This window comes from Hanamia caeni (genome assembly GCF_003721595.1).
Taxonomy (GTDB): Bacteria; Bacteroidota; Bacteroidia; order Chitinophagales; family Chitinophagaceae; genus Ginsengibacter; species Ginsengibacter caeni.
The window spans coordinates 132,690-148,069 of sequence record NZ_RJJR01000001.1 but is presented as its reverse complement, the minus strand read 5'-3'; the positions used below and the strand labels follow the sequence as shown (position 1 = coordinate 148,069).

General features: G+C 40.6%; 12 protein-coding genes. All 12 read right to left on the bottom strand.

Going from position 1 to position 15,380, the window contains the following annotated elements; all coding sequences use genetic code 11:
* Nucleotides 1-4: 4 nt before the first annotated feature.
* Nucleotides 5-703 (bottom strand): glycosyltransferase family 2 protein, encoded by a 699-nt coding sequence (locus EFY79_RS00655; protein WP_123118737.1) that lies wholly within the window; start codon nt 701-703, stop codon nt 5-7.
* Nucleotides 704-873: 170 nt separating this feature from the next.
* The gene (locus EFY79_RS00650; protein ID WP_123118736.1) at nt 874-3,609 is read right to left on the bottom strand and encodes a DUF6519 domain-containing protein; all 2,736 of its coding nucleotides are present in this window, start codon (nt 3,607-3,609) and stop codon (nt 874-876) included.
* Nucleotides 3,610-3,645: 36 nt separating this feature from the next.
* Nucleotides 3,646-5,937, bottom strand: a complete 2,292-nt coding sequence (locus tag EFY79_RS00645; protein ID WP_123118735.1) for a hypothetical protein — start codon at nt 5,935-5,937, stop codon at nt 3,646-3,648.
* Complete coding sequence (locus EFY79_RS00640) at nt 5,937-8,906, bottom strand: putative baseplate assembly protein (protein ID WP_123118734.1); 2,970 nt, start codon at nt 8,904-8,906, stop codon at nt 5,937-5,939. The genes EFY79_RS00645 and EFY79_RS00640 overlap by 1 nt, the downstream gene beginning before the upstream one ends.
* Nucleotides 8,903-11,317 carry a putative baseplate assembly protein gene (locus EFY79_RS00635; protein ID WP_123118733.1) on the bottom strand — a complete coding sequence of 805 codons (2,415 nt, stop codon included), beginning with the start codon at nt 11,315-11,317 and terminating at the stop codon, nt 8,903-8,905. Before EFY79_RS00635 ends, EFY79_RS00640 begins: the two co-directional genes overlap by 4 nt.
* Nucleotides 11,317-11,673 (bottom strand): GPW/gp25 family protein, encoded by a 357-nt coding sequence (locus EFY79_RS00630; protein WP_123118732.1) that lies wholly within the window; start codon nt 11,671-11,673, stop codon nt 11,317-11,319. Before EFY79_RS00630 ends, EFY79_RS00635 begins: the two co-directional genes overlap by 1 nt.
* Nucleotides 11,674-11,811: 138 nt before the next feature.
* Entirely contained in the window at nt 11,812-12,132 is a 321-nt protein-coding gene (locus EFY79_RS00625) for a hypothetical protein (protein WP_123118731.1), read from the bottom strand.
* A gap of 6 nt (nt 12,133-12,138) precedes the next feature.
* The gene (locus tag EFY79_RS00620; protein ID WP_123118730.1) at nt 12,139-12,660 is read right to left on the bottom strand and encodes a phage baseplate assembly protein V; all 522 of its coding nucleotides are present in this window, start codon (nt 12,658-12,660) and stop codon (nt 12,139-12,141) included.
* Entirely contained in the window at nt 12,657-13,796 is a 1,140-nt protein-coding gene (locus EFY79_RS00615) for a hypothetical protein (RefSeq protein ID WP_123118729.1), read from the bottom strand. Before EFY79_RS00615 ends, EFY79_RS00620 begins: the two co-directional genes overlap by 4 nt.
* On the bottom strand, nt 13,789-14,172 hold the full coding sequence (locus tag EFY79_RS00610; RefSeq protein WP_199727403.1) for a hypothetical protein: 384 nt from the start codon (nt 14,170-14,172) through the stop codon (nt 13,789-13,791). Before EFY79_RS00610 ends, EFY79_RS00615 begins: the two co-directional genes overlap by 8 nt.
* Complete coding sequence (locus EFY79_RS00605; RefSeq protein WP_123118728.1) at nt 14,169-14,819, bottom strand: hypothetical protein; 651 nt, start codon at nt 14,817-14,819, stop codon at nt 14,169-14,171. Before EFY79_RS00605 ends, EFY79_RS00610 begins: the two co-directional genes overlap by 4 nt.
* 230 nt (nt 14,820-15,049) lie before the next feature.
* Nucleotides 15,050-15,337, bottom strand: coding sequence for a hypothetical protein (locus EFY79_RS00600; protein WP_148041815.1), 288 nt, complete (start codon nt 15,335-15,337; stop codon nt 15,050-15,052).
* Between the last annotated feature and the right edge of the window lie 43 nt (nt 15,338-15,380).

The window sequence follows — 15,380 nt, the reverse complement described above, 5'->3', positions numbered from 1 at the left end:
TTGATTAAACTAAGTAATTATTATACAAGTCCCAATCACTTCCAAGTGTCTCCTGAATTTCATCGACCGAAATAGGATGCCACCAACTTCCATTAGTTCTTTTGGGGCTGACATTGTTTCTATGAATCATGTGGACTTCAGACTTAAACTCCGAAAGAACTGTAATTTCATCCTTGGATATTTTCCAAATAAATGTACCATCCTCACCAATATTAATTTCATCAAATTTATTCTTCTGCCAAATCTCTTTTCTATAGCACATTGAACTTCCCGCAAGCCAAATTTTGCGCCCCAATGGATATACATATCTGTAGGCCTTTTTTTTAATCAAATCAAAATAGAGTAAATCGTTTATTCCGCAAATACTTGTTTCTTCTGTCAGCAAGGTTTTCACTTGATATTCCATACGCGAGGCTGAGTACCAATCATCGTCATCCCAATGCATTATCAAATCGCCTTCGCTTTCAGAGACACCTATGTTTCGTTTCTCTCCTAAAGTAATTTTTTTACTGAGTTTTATGTATTTTATTTCTTTATCATCCGGTATTAAATCGAGAATCGTGTCTGTACCATCATCCAGAATAATTAATTCTTTATTGGGATAATCTTGCCTCAAAAAGTAACGTATAGCATTTGGTATAAACGTCCGCCGATTATAAGTAGGCATGATGCAGGAAATGAGAGGAGGAGTAAGTTGTTTCATGAAAAAAAAGTCATTGCATTTAAAAGGAAACAAAATTGGGACTCAATTCTCTATACTGATGGGGTATTTTTGTCACAAGTATATCCGTGGGTTGCAGATAGGTAGGAATAATACACGATATCAGTGGGTTGGTATCCATTATCTATTTGAAAGCGTCGGGATACTTGAATTTATGATACAGGAGCAAGATTCAACGCAGGATCAGGTTTCCCTATGTTTGCATTGAGAAATAAACGAATCTGCGTGTTATCATTTACCGCAATATTTCCTACGACTATTCCTCTTAGACCAACTACTGGAACAATATTTCTTACTTCTTTAAATACGAACTGGTTGTTGATAAAGTTTATCAATGCAGCAAGAAAATTATTTCCGATTCCATCTGGTGAATGTGAAATAACTTTCCCAAATAAATTTTCGGATATAATAAGAGAATTATAAGTTGTTTTATTATTTATAGTAGTTGCAGAATTGGTCATTATATTGCTTAATACGTTTCCCTGAATATTCATTTGACCTGTAGGATTTATTTCATTATTTCTCAGCATTGCACTTATTTGTAAACTAAAGTCATTATTCCAGCCAACATTATTATCGCCGTCCTTATAACCCAGCACCATCGCTCCCCGAATTGTATTTCTTGTGATCCATCCATTTATGCCCTGACTTATCCCGATGGCAATGCCCTCAGCCTTATTACCAACGTTTATCTTGTTTTCATTCCATTGCACGTTGCAGGTTTTAGTATCATTTTCAATGATGGGAATGATTTGAATAAAGCATTCTTTTAAGTATAATTCATTATCAAGACTGGTGAAGTTGCATTGGTCAACACTTACTTCAGTTGAGGATAGAAAAATCCTTGCGTTGGGATTATCAGGATCAGCTATCACATTAATTCCATGAAGTACAATTTTTTTTGCTAAAAGAGACAACCTCTTTTCACGCATGCGGATGGAAGCATCACAACCTGTTATTTTCAGCAAATTCATCTCTTTGGCAACAAAATCAATATCAGTTACATCATGAAAGCCCGGTAAAAGGCAAATACATAGTTGCGGCTGCTCCCTGAGTTTGTTTAATGCATCCATAACAGTTTTAAAATCGCCTCCATCTCCAACAGTGAAACAACACCTTCTGGTATCAGAACCACCGCTGGTTCGCTTACACAAGGCCGTTAGAGCGTCGGCAACATTTGAAGGCTTATCCCCTGCCCAGTTATTGCAATCACCGCCATCGTAAGCTACGTTTCCGGCAATATTAAAACTTGCATTAAAGGTTACATACAAATGATCTGGTTGCACCACATCTCCATCAGCCTGTAATCTTGCTCTGACCTGCAAAAGAAGATTTGAAGAATCAGTTCCTAATGTCCATCCACAGGCAGCAATGCCGTCCGGGCCAGTGTTTACAATGCCGTTTGCCGGATTTAAAGTTCCACCTCCGGCAACTATTTCAAACTTTACGGTGGCTCCGCTCACAATTCTGCCGCCATTTGCAACACCCACCTTTAAAGTGTCAGGTAATGCCTTACCCGGCATTGCCTCTTGCCCGTCGCCTCCAACATAATAAAGAGAAATCAATTCTGTTAGATGAGGAAATAAGTTGCGACAATCGCTAGTGATTGACCATCCTGTTGTTGTACTAAAATTTGCTATGGCTAATTTTGCATAGTGATGCTCAATTCCAAACGGTGGGAGCTGTAACGGATTATTGTTGTTATCTTTCTCCCATTCCACATCAGCTATTGCAGTACGTGCAGGTATGAGCCAATAATCACCTGCATTAAAGAACTGGCCGGCAAAAGACACCTCAACGCCATCTTCAAGCTCAACCCATCCGTTGTTCGCATTGATAAGTGTAGGTAATTCTCCCTGGGAATCCCATTTCCTTATCCTGGGATTTTTTCCGGGGTCAAAAGAAATTGTTGATATAGAACTTTCAGGAAAGATTATTGAGGCGGTATCGATAGTGATTATATTGTTTTTAGGTGGTTTTGAAATTTGTGCAAGTATCCCCGTTGTATTCAGAAGTTCTGTTGTGTCATCAACAATTTCAATCCAATCGCCGGAATGAAAACTCAGTAACTCGTCTTTACCCATACTGCTCACCTTTAATTCTCCGGGAGTTATGAGGTCATAATCGAGGAATTTTGTTATGACTGATCCATTATCTCTCGACCATTTGAAGGTTGCTTTGCTAAGGTCTCCGCCCTTATGAATTTCCACCCGGTACAACTGATTTTGTAAGCGGCGGTAACCACCGCTTGCAGTAATGCCGCAGGGATTAGCCGGGTCCTGAGTTAATTGTGACCTTGCGCTAAGCGTACCAGAGTTAAGATTGGCTTCATCTGGTAAATTAGCACTTGAGCAATCAGGAGGTGAAGCGGGGGCAGTGAGTTGGGCAGCCTTTACCTGCCAGATCACTTTCGTTCTTGTAGTGGTATCCGGCCCTCCAAGAGCTACTTCACGTAAACTATTTTCCTCAACCGCGGTTACATGCCTGAGCCAAACATCAAGATAAAATAGATAATTGCCTTCCGTAGTTGGTAGAGATGCTGACGGAAAATCCTTTTGATTTTGAAACAGTAAACTCTCCTCATTATTCTCACACAAAATACCATTTACATAAAAGCGACCTTTAGAAATCGTTACGCCGTCGTCGACCGGAGACGATGGTGGTGAAGTTGTAGGAGCAGCTTCAATTTTAAAACCTGCATTGTCAACAGGTGCTCCGCTTTTACCGATAACATCAGTAAGAGAAGTTTCATTTCTATATCTGTTTATCTCAGACTGTTCATTCCAATCCTGATCAAGGCTTACCCTGCCCTGTTGCTGAAAAACATTCAGGAAATGCTCCCTGGCAATTTGCTGAGGAGATTTAAATTTTGAAAAATCGCCTTTCATAAAAAATGGGGGAATTAAAAGTGAAGGAACATGTGTTCAGGTAACATAAAACAGTCCTGATTCGAGGCCAACTCTCAGGTATTCGTCAAGAGCCGTTAAAAGATTTGCTTTTCTCTGTGGTTGCATGAGTAAATGAAAGGCGCCCATTTCCGCACCATCATCGGCACCGGCACTGATTTGCGAAGGACAATTGGTGCTTAATTGCGCATAAGCGTAATGGCCATAATTTGTAGAAACAAAAGCAGGTACTACAGACTGGAATATTTGTTTTCTGATTTTGCTTAGTTCGGCTGGTGATGCGCCGTCTTTTTTTGCGATAGCTACCTGAGTATTTATTTCTAATTCTGGTTGGCAACGAAAGCGACGTGGTGTTTCAGGAAGTGTATTTGGATCTACAAACGGAACAAAGCTAAAGCGAATGCAACCGGTTTGCTTTCTTTCTATCTTAATAAGATCATTAAATATGCAGTTATCCGCTGAAATAGTCTTAGATATCACTTTTCCAAATACAGTTGTTCTATTTAATTGCAAGGCAGCATTCATCGACAGCAATGCATAATCACTTCCGTTTCCTATTATGGAATCGTCAATGCTTAATAACTCAAATTCTGTATTATTGAGGTTCACAGGACCGCAAATGCTTTTTTGTATGTTGATCTTGAGCCATTGGTTGGAGCGTACATTCGTTGTATCAAAGCCTGCATCAACGCCGTTGCTTGCCGGCACCAAGCTACAGTTGCTGATATTTAAAGATTGAAGGTTTCCTTCTGTGATTTTTATTTTTCCACTAATTAAGAGGCCATTCAGTGTTATTTGACCGCCCTGCTGTGTTTCAAAATCAGAGGGGCTTAATGCTGGATCAATTGAAATATTGCCAGCGATCAAAGGTTGCAGTCTGTTTGCAGACAAAATTCCAGGTATTCTCAATGATACTCCCGCAATATTTTCATCGGGAATTGCCGGCCAGTCTGCGGAAATGATAAGCAACTGCCTGTTCTTACCCATTTGAATGTTTAGAACTTCGTTGTCATAAGTTTTACTATCCATGATGGAAATGATCCCAAGCCGTTGTGTACCGTTATTCCAGTCGTTTACTGCCTGCGCAATGGTTGTGTATATCTTTTCTGACCCAATACTTTTTATTGTTTTACTTACACCCACCTGCCAAATATCTTTCGGGCTGTGGTTTGAAAAACGAAAATTTTCGGGTATGGCATCCTGACGGTCATAGCTTCCGCTGCCAACATCTGCACTAAACCCATAGGAGTAGTTTACCCGGGCCTTTGTGATGGAAGGATCAGTAAAAACAAACCTGCCCTTCACCGGGTCAACGGCGACACTGATTGGCATAGACTGTTTTAACCCCGTATTTGCGGACTGATAGCTGATGGATTTGGGCGGGATACAACATTTTTCAAGATCGCAAATAAGAATCTCCTGAGGAGGTACAGGCAAGGTGTTTTCATTAGCGTAGATCTGAAATACAGGCGCATCACCAAAAAAAACAGGAGTAAACGTGACTCCATCTACAATGGCACGCCTCCTTGCATCTAACTCATCGTAGAGCGCACGACTTCTTAATAATACCGGAAGGTTGATCTCTTCTGAAATATGTATGATAGCCGTTTCCGTATTAGGATTATTGAACAATTGTGTATCATAGCCTAATGGATTGAAAGTAAAATAAAAGCTATTTGTTGAGGGAGGGCTGGCTAAACATGGAAGCATACGTGCATCCGCCATCATGACTTTATAGCTCTGAATCCGCCAGATGAACAAGCCAATATTCGGAATATTATATTTACCCCGGCCATTTGATACATGCCTCACATCAGCCGCATGAGCAATGGTATCAAATGAAGAACCCAATAAATCCAGTTTATTCATTAAGCGCAGGTCGGCGGTTGCAGGGTGGTCAAGCCGGATGTGATTCATGTATTGTGTGGTTGCCAGCAACTGAAAGAATTCAGCAACATGGGCATTCCATCCTGATATGTCATTTGCTAATTGTTCAAGCACCGGAGCAATGCCTTTTCTTCTTCTGTATGCCAAGGTATTGGCTACAAATCCGCGCTGACTGACAGCAGAAGAGCCTTTGATTGGTGTAAAATTTTGTACACCCAGCAAGTCAGCTATGTACGGAATAACCCAGTCTTCACACGTCTCAATAAACCAATTGTCATACAGTTGCTCAATATTATTTTCCAGAGCAACAGCTCTTTCGGCGATTATATTTATCAGAGCTTGTAAAGGCCGGCCTTGCTCAGCATCTTTTGCCCGGTAATAAGCGGGAAGCAGTTCATAGATATTTTTTTCTGTAAAGCTCATTAAAGTTGTGTGATGGTGCTATTGTTGATATCAATTACAAGTAATTCTGCCGGTTGAATGGTGCCATCATTGTTCATTGCTGGAACTGGAGAAAACAATCTGTCATTAGAAAATGGATCCAGATTATTTAATTGCATAAGCTGAACATATATGACGCCCTCAACCTGTTGAATAACATTTATGATCTGGGCAGAGGTAACATCCTGGCCAAAATTCATATTATTAAAAGAAAATGCCTGGAATAGAGAAGCAGCGACACTTTGCTTAACCTTTTCAAATTCATAATCTTTATTAACGGCTACTGCAACATCAATTGTAAAAGGCGACAGGTGAAATCCCGTCACATTTATGGTTGCACTGGTATGTCCATAATCTTTTAAGGCCTTTAACAAGTCATCATATACTTTATCAGAAGATTGAATTGGCTTTCCATCTGGTAAGGCCGCTGTAATATTTATAATTTCCTGTTCACCATTCCACATTACGTCTGCTCTTGCTTTACCAATACCTGCGAAAGCACGGGTGAAGTTTTGGAAATCTGCAACCGAAACGATTCTGTCGAGCGTTAGTACCGTAAGTGGTGCATTTTGCCGGGCGCTGTCCATTGTTTCAGCATCCTGTGCCCCAGAGGAGGCCAATGGGTTGGTTACTTTATTCACTCCCAATTGTGGTGTTACCAACATCGAAAGTTGATTGATATCCATTAAACCACTTAATCCTATTCCTGTGCGGTAAGTTGCTTTTACATTTCCTGTACCTGTTGGTAAACGTGAGCCGGTAATGCCATCACCAAAACAAACGGTAACTGCACCATCATCTGCAATGGTAACTGTATAAATTTTATCATTACGTGATGCGCCATAAAATGAAGCTACTTCATTCCATTTAATATTGTTTACCCGTATTTCCAAAGTGGTCTGTGCACCAGTCGGATTGTTGGCTGAAGTAAATGTAAGAGGCTGTTGCCTTAATTGAAACTTTTGAAATATTTGAGAACTGTTTCCGTTACCAAGAACCTCTTGCTTCGTTTCACCATGATTGGCACTGGCAACATTTGCATTTATAGTTACGGTTTGCAGATCAAAATAATTGGCGATTGATTCATTTAAAGTAAGTAGGGTTCCGTATTGAGCGGAATCGGTAGCACTTAAAAAATTTATTGAGTTTATCGTGTGAAATTCATTTAAAACGTCATCGTCTTTTTGGGCAGGAATGATGGCCAGATTTTTGGGTTTCCATTGGTGTTGATCAGTAAAATCAGCATCATCCTGTATTGTACCTTGTAAGCCTCCGTCGTCAATAACAGTGTACCGGATTTTGCCATTCACCCGCATTGGTTGCTGCGCGATTATAAGAGATGTTTCCCGGAAATATTTTGGGGGTTGATCAGGATCGGAAGGTGTGAACAGAACTTCTCCTGCGGAGATGGGTATCTCCAATCTGAATCGCTTTCCGTTGATAAAAATTTTTTGGCCGCTAAAGAGATCTGATGCGAGGGTTTCCAAAGTGATCTGATTATTATTCAAAGGGGTAGTGATCGTTATTTTTGCCATTTGCAATTGCTCACTCTGGGCATAAATAAAGGTGTCGCGGATATGGTTATCGAAATTTGAAAGATGGGGATGATCCGGATCATCAGAGAGTTTTAATTTGGTGGTCTTTGATGTTAAGGTAAATTTACTTTGTGAAGATTCCGCAGTTGTCTTTATTTTAAACAATGCCTTTTCACCGGGATTGATCATAACAAGCAAACTGTCCCTGACGATCTTTGAATAAATTGCATCAAGAAAAATTGTACTGTTCTCTGCGTTAGCTATGGCTGATATTGAGAAATATTTCCACTCTGAAGGGTTGCTATTCGGCTCTTTTAATGAATCCGCGTTACTGTCTGGTGATGAAAGGGCAATTAATACATCTATGTTGGGCGCGTTATATCCAAATAGGTTAGCTTTTTGCTTCATGGCATAAACCTTCAGGCTTTTATCTTTAAGCGCTTCGGGGTCAATTGTGGCTTCATCCGGGGCCTTTACTATGGTCGGTAAATATTTATAGATCTGCAGTTCGTTTGTTCCTGCGAAACTGACTTTATATGCCAGATTTTCTGTGGCTTTTTGATTGTAAGAATTCGTTTTTCGGGCCCAATTTAAATATGGGTACTCTATTGCCTTCATTACGATCTGTGTGTCAACAGGGGCAGGTGTTGTCGGAAAGGTGGATCCTTGCCCTATTGGAGCAGCTAAACTTATTATTGAGTAGCTATTTGTTTTATCAATACTTATGTCAGCGATTGAGCAAAAATCCCAGTCATCACTATTGGAATCATAAACATGATCAGCGCTAACAAAAAGAATTTTATCGCCTGGTTGCAAGCCTGTTTGCGTGCCATCAACATAAATGATTTGATCTCCCGCTTTTGGCTGAAATGAAAACCTGCTTTGCGGGCTGATTTTATTCCAGTCTACTTTAGCATTTATTTCTTCTTCTGTTTCAAAAATCTGAGGTAACTGGTCCTGTTTGGGAATGCTTTGAACCTTTGTTCCTTTTGGTATTATTGCAGAAGGAGGAGCACCCTGTGCTTCATTCATTGAAAAAGCAAGGTGCGTTTCTGCAGAAACGCCGGGCGGTGGTACATAATGAATGTGCCGTGCGAGATATAACACCGAAAGCCGCTCTATGGCTGTGCGTAAATATCCTTCGTTACTTATTCTTTCCTGGTAAAAGCTAAGTATGTCCAATACTGTTGCCCATGCATCAATTGAAGCAATTGCGAAATCATCGTCGTTCCTGGTGGTTAATTTTGCCAGCTCCTTATTACCGGAAATTGCTTTGAGCATTTCCTTTTTGAAGCTACCATGTGTACCGATTCGGTAGTTCAAAGCTGATAATCCGGGAGGATTGTATAATGTTGATGTAGCATCGTCCTCTGCACAACAGTTGCAATCCGTCAAACTGTTTTTTTGATTGTTCATAGACCATTCAGTATAGTGAAATCGATCTTGCCATTTTCGGGCAGGCTTGGATCATTATCTAAGCGGATGATTTCGAGAAGTGAAGGCTGGATTATGCCATCTGCAATTTCGCCATCAGGATTTTTGGCCCATCGTTGGAATGTTTCCATTTCCACAGAGGTAACGCCATCAACAGCCATTGCCCTCTCATAAACTTCACTTAGGTAAACGGGTTGTCCGAAAGTAAAGTTATCAGGGTGGAAAAATCCGGTAGTTCCATCACTTAGCAGGTTATTACCAAAAGCTTTTAACAACGCCTGCTTAACATCGGCCTGAAAGCGCCCCTGCTTCAGGCACACCTTCAATGAAATATTTAGCGGTACAAATGTGGGTGAAATAACTTCTATATCATATCCCGCCATCCTGTATTGTTCCAAAAAATTAATCATATCCTGTTTAAAGGCTTCATCAATTTCCTTTCCTCCTAAACGATCGATGATTACATACACGGTATACCAACTGCCCGTCCAATAAAATCTGGCTGCCGCGTTTTGCACTTCAGGATGAAGCTTTGCTTTTTCTACATAATCTGCTTCAGTTACAGCTCTTTGCTGTGTTCGAAACGCCTGAGGCGCATACTGCCTCACTTGTTCCATGCTTTCCGACTCAGTACCTCCCACTGCAGGTAAAGGATTGCTCACTTTGATTATTCCTCCTTTTTCCCACACAATCGTATTGATCGTATTCGCACCTACATTTCCATTCGAGCCATTACCAACCCTATAAGTTGCAACCGGTGAAAATCCTATATCCGGCTTTTTTCCAATAATATTATCGCCAAACCTTACATACGAAGTGCCATCATATTCTGTTTCTACCACAAATTCAGTAGCAAACTTGTCGCTATTTAGTAGATCCTTTTTTGCATTCCAGTCTTCATAATTGTAATGCAGAGATACCGATGGCAGGGCTTTGAGAGCATCTTGTTTCAGGGCTAACGATGCTGCTTCGGCCTTAGCAGATAGGTGATCGTAACTAACAGTATGTGTAATGTTAATGTCACTTAGTTTTGGGTAATACCTGATGGAATCACCAATATAAAATGCCGGATTCAGTTGTTTATTATTTCGTGTGATACCCTCATCCGCTAATACAATATTTCCTCTTGCAATGCTTATCTCGAATTGTTCACCTTCTGAATTTGTTGCACTCAAACATAAGGCGAACGCAAGTGCATCTTCCGGATACCATTCTATATTCAAAACATTTGCTCCTGTTAAAAGATCTGTGTCTGGCTCTACTTTTTTAAGTCTTACCACACAACGATGCACCGGATCTGCATCTGGCTCCTCACCGGTTTCAGGACTTCGTATTTCTTCAAAAATCAATACATCTCCGGGATTTAAATTCAGGTTAAGCTCGGGAGGGGACAGTGGACTGCCGGTATAAGGATTTACTAAAGTTGCAGAGGTGCTTCCTTTTGGTAAGCAACAGTTATTATCACACCAGGTGTAAAAGGAAATTTGATTATGGGACGCAAACAACGTTAAGTCATGCATCGTTTCAAAGGCGATTACATCAGTTTCTTTCATTAATTTTTGTGCTTCATTTGCTGTAATAACATTCTTTTCAGAAGCGTTATCAGACGCAAGCAATGCTGTTTTTTTATTTACCACTATGCCGTCAGTATCCGTTTGAATCTGTACCCAAACACGTGCATTACAGCCGTCATGCATATAGTAGTCAAGCAAGCGGGCGTGACGTTTTACTGATATTCGACGCCTTGCAGTAGCAAGGTAGGCTTCAGTAGCCACAGCATCCTGGTAATAGCTGAGACGATCTCCCACATAAGCCATCAGTTCTATCAAAGCAACCTCTAAGTCTGCAGCATTGCGTTCTTTCCAATCCGGAACAAGCACACTCAACCGGTCTGACATCAACCTGTTAAAGCTTGAAAAATCTTTTGCCAGGTAATCAATTACGGGCTCATCAAAATTACCGGGCGGGCAAGCCGTATTGGTTTTGCAGTCAAAATCGGTAGGGCAGTTAATTTTGAAAGAAAATGTTATGGAGGAAAGCTGTTGATCAAATCCTGACGGCGGGTTGTTTGTTCCGGCATCGCCATTTATAAGTCTAAGTGTATAATCGGAAAAATCGCCTGCCTTGTCAACAGTAATTACAAGTGCATTGCCGTTTGGTACAGCATCTATAACATTTATATTTTTTACTCTTACTCCTCCTTCTATTAAAATATTTGTTTTGCTTAGAAACGAACTATTAACCGGAGACTCAATTAGATTATGCAGAAAATATACCGTCAATGTTTTCTGATCATCAGAAGAAACTTCCAGATAGTCGATGCCATTGATATCTGGTTTCTCCATTACCTTTTTCCAACGGTCCATATTTTTGCAAAAAAATTGCGTTGCCATTATACTGATTTTTGAAACGCTGCTTCCTGCGTTTGCTGAGTAAGCCTTACTGTGTAAACTACTTTTACTGATAAGGTTGAATCAATATTTTGAACATCTACATCATTTATCTCTATCAAATTCCCCAACCATTGTTGCAACGCTCCCTGAACAAGAAATTGAACAGTAGCGGCCATTTGATCGCTGTTTGGCTGAAATACAAGTTGCATTAAACCACTTCCGAAAGTGGGGCGATTTACCCTTTCACCGGGAGAAGTGAAAAGAACCTGCTCAATCATATCTCTAATATGCTTATTCTGGTCGCAGATAGCCGTTCTGCCTCTATAATCAACCTGAAAGGGAAATGCAATATTCATAGATGTGTTAAAAGCATTTGTGGAGTATTTGCCGGTATCCGCTTACCGAAACGAGCTCCATATATAAACTGGATGATATACAGATGATATACAATTAATGAAGGAAACTAAAGACGTTTCAGACCTTCTATTTGAGATTTAAGCACCCAAAACTCTCATTTGAGTAATAATTATTGAGACGGGGGTTCCATTAGGGATGCAGGTTGCCTGGCTGTCGAACAGCAGCACCGGCATTCCGTTGGAAAAAACCCTTGTTGCGCCGGTTGTCCATTGAGCTGTAACGCAGGGAACCGGTGAGCCTGAAACATTAAACGGACAGCCAGCTATTGCGTAAGGTATCGGTTGAAGAACAATGGGCTGCCCACTAACGAGAACGCGTGCGTTAGGAGACGTTGGTTGGGCCTGTCCGCCATGTGAGCAAAGCACTGTTGCTCCCACATGTAATAAAAAACCGGGCATATTAAATCAGGTTATGGTTAAGGCACCTTGATTGATGGCAACCGTCGGACCTACTAAATTTATGCTTGCACCCTTTCCATTTTGAATATAAATTCCTGTGTCGTTTACGATTATTGAAGCCCCTGTAGGGCTTTTAAGCATAATACCGCCTGTAGGTCCTGGTAAATCACTGATCATTAAAGTATTTTGAAGTAAAGATTGGATTACAATATTCGGAGATACAGGCAAACCTGCATTTGCCAAAGGAGGAATATCTGAACTGGAACCCCATCTGCAGCCTACCCATACCGGATAATCAGGGTCGCCATTTTCAAATTCAACCCATACACCGGCGCCGATCGGAGGCACCATGTACACGCCCATCCCGGGGCCAGTTGGGCCTGCTAAGGGAACACATGCTTCTGCCCAGGTGGAAGGAATTAAACTCGATACATCAGGTATCATTAACATAAGTCTTCCACGCATATCAGGGTCAATGTTATTAATAACCGTAGCCCTGTATTTTCCTAAAAACTGGCCTTTACTCATACTGGAATCATTGGGGTGTTAGAAATTAATCCGTCTCTTGACAGCGTAAAGTTTTGTTTGTATTCTCCAGGCTTAATGTTGTGTGTTACACTATCAACATAATATAATCCATCATAAGTTATTCCTGCGCCTCTTACGCCAACCATCATGCGGGGGCGTAACAGGTTATTATAGCGAATAACATCCAGCGACCCGTTTCCACTCACTGCGAGTGAATTCTCTTTATCCATCAAAAAACCAAGAATTTCTTTTGCAGCCTGATCTAAGGGCAGTTTAGCGCCATAATGGGCAAATTGAAGTTTAGCCGGGGGCGTTAATCTCAATCCCATTGGCGGCTTAAAAATATTAATGTTTGGCAATGGTATGGGAATAGGAATTTTTCTTGTTGCAGGATCATAGACCGTAAATACTTTTATTTTCTTGGCCAGCCCGTTCAGTGAAAAGCTTAAAGACTCCACATTTGTGTTTGCATCCATGTTTATAGACAATGCCGGTTGTGGTATGGGCAAATTAAAATCAATATCCGGCCCGAAATAGGCAATATTTTGCCCCGGTAACGGGCCGGGAATTATATAAAAAATATAACCGCATTCGGTAGCAAGCTCCTTCAGGAATCCAAGGTGTGTCATTCCAAACATTCCGTCCCAACCATCGGTTGGCTCCTTTATAGTGGGCACAGGTGGTGGTATAACAATGGGAGTAAGTCCCAAAAAAGCAAATTGACCTAACAAAAAATATATTTTAGCTACGTCAGGCATGGCAGGGAAAGGAACAATTACCTCAACAATATCCATTACAACACTTACATCTTCGCCGGTAATATTGAGTGTTGATTTACCGGGTTCGCTTGATGGAGACATTTCCTGGTTTGTAATAAAGCCATCCATCAATAAATTAGGAACACCGTTTAGTGTAGCAATGATCATCACACGGGTGATGATTGGATCGAAAAAGCCTGCAGGCAACATGGTTTTCAGGAGTTGAGAATTTTTATCTACATGGAAACTTATCTGAAAACCGTTTCGCTCTTTGCTGTTTGTTACCTGTATGCTGGCAACTGAATTGATAACAAGATCGGGAACCGGTACCGGTATTCCCGGTCCCATTAATAAAGTAAGGTGAACGCCTTTAAGCATTTGTACCTGGTATGCCTTGTGGTAAAGTTATCCTGATTGTGTTGCCCGGTTGTTCTGTTATTTGGCCAGGGTTAAGTTCGTTGTTGGCATCGCAAATCTGCCAAAATTTCTCAGGGTCTCCTATAAATTGATAAGCAATATTATCTAACCGGTCGCTTTGCTTTACCATATATAATTGAAGTGTGGCAAAGCTGTCGGCTTGCGGAACAAAACGTCGTTTCATATACGGAATAATTTCGCCCAAATTTGTTGTTAACGAAACGACCGGAATGTTATAATACCTGCTTGACGGTAAAAAATAACTTGGTTGCGTACCAATTTGTTGCAGCATTGCTGAAATATTCTGTGTTGCAGCAATTTGTGTAACGTCTATCATGATATAGAATTTATACCCAGATCGGCAAGGCTGCCCTGCCTGAATTTTGAGGCGAGTTGTTCTTTATTTTGTTGGTAATTCATATATAAACTACCTGCGGTATTAAAGCCTAAGTCATCTACACTTAATACCCGCATGCCTAAACTAATCTTGGCTCTAATCGGATTTAGGTTTACGTCAAATGCTTCTTCAGTAATGCTGAATTCTGTAAGGCGCATGGGGATGATGCGGTTCTTATTCCAGATAAATAAACTCAGGGACGTTTCCATTGGAATGATCTCCAGTGTGCCGGATTGGGCCGAATTATTATTATTGATGAGTTGAGTACTTGAAGGATATACTATTGTTTCGAGTATGGATAATTGCGGCTGAATACCTGTTTGTGTGGTCGTTGAGTCTGCTACTTCCAGTTGATCAGCGGCATCTATTTCTACTTCTACTTTTATGGTTTCTACTGGGGGACCACTTAAGCGCATCGCTTCTGACCTGTTGCCACCGCTTTCTCCAACACCTTTTACTTGTAAGCTGCGCGTAAGTGTATCCGGATTATATTGAAGCGTAATGATTTTTTGGATAGTTGCAGTTTCTGCATCTACCAATACAATACCGCCTTTAATCAGGCGAGGGGAACCGGGGAAGGAGGGCATGGTTAGTATTTTAAATCTCTATTTATAATTGGGCTTCTTGCAATTTCTAGTCAAATATTGACAAAAACTTCTTCTATGTTTAAACACCTGAACCGCAAGTAAAGCAAATTCATGTCCTGTAAAACGTCGAGGCGTTACAAGCGTATGCATTATTTCATTATATTGATTACAAAGTCTATACATTGTTTTGCAATACCATAAGATAACATTGTCCATGATTATATTTAAGCTTATCCAATATAAATACTTAAGTTATTGCTATTCTTTGTCGAATTTAATTCGGAAACCAAAAGATTCATACGATCAATCATGTGATCAAGTGCCCACTTTGGTATGTTTGGAGATGGTTTACCAGATACAAATTCTGTCATAAGCTTTAATTCATTTAATACTATCGGAAGACTTTCCGATATAATTATTACTCCGGTTTCGAACATCTGCACCCATGATAATTCTAAAGATTTGGCCAATGGAAGCCAGTAAGTTTTAAAAAAATCTTCAGTGGCGATCGGAATCATCCGTGAACTTTTGTTTGTATCCGAGTATTCGATTAACAGACTT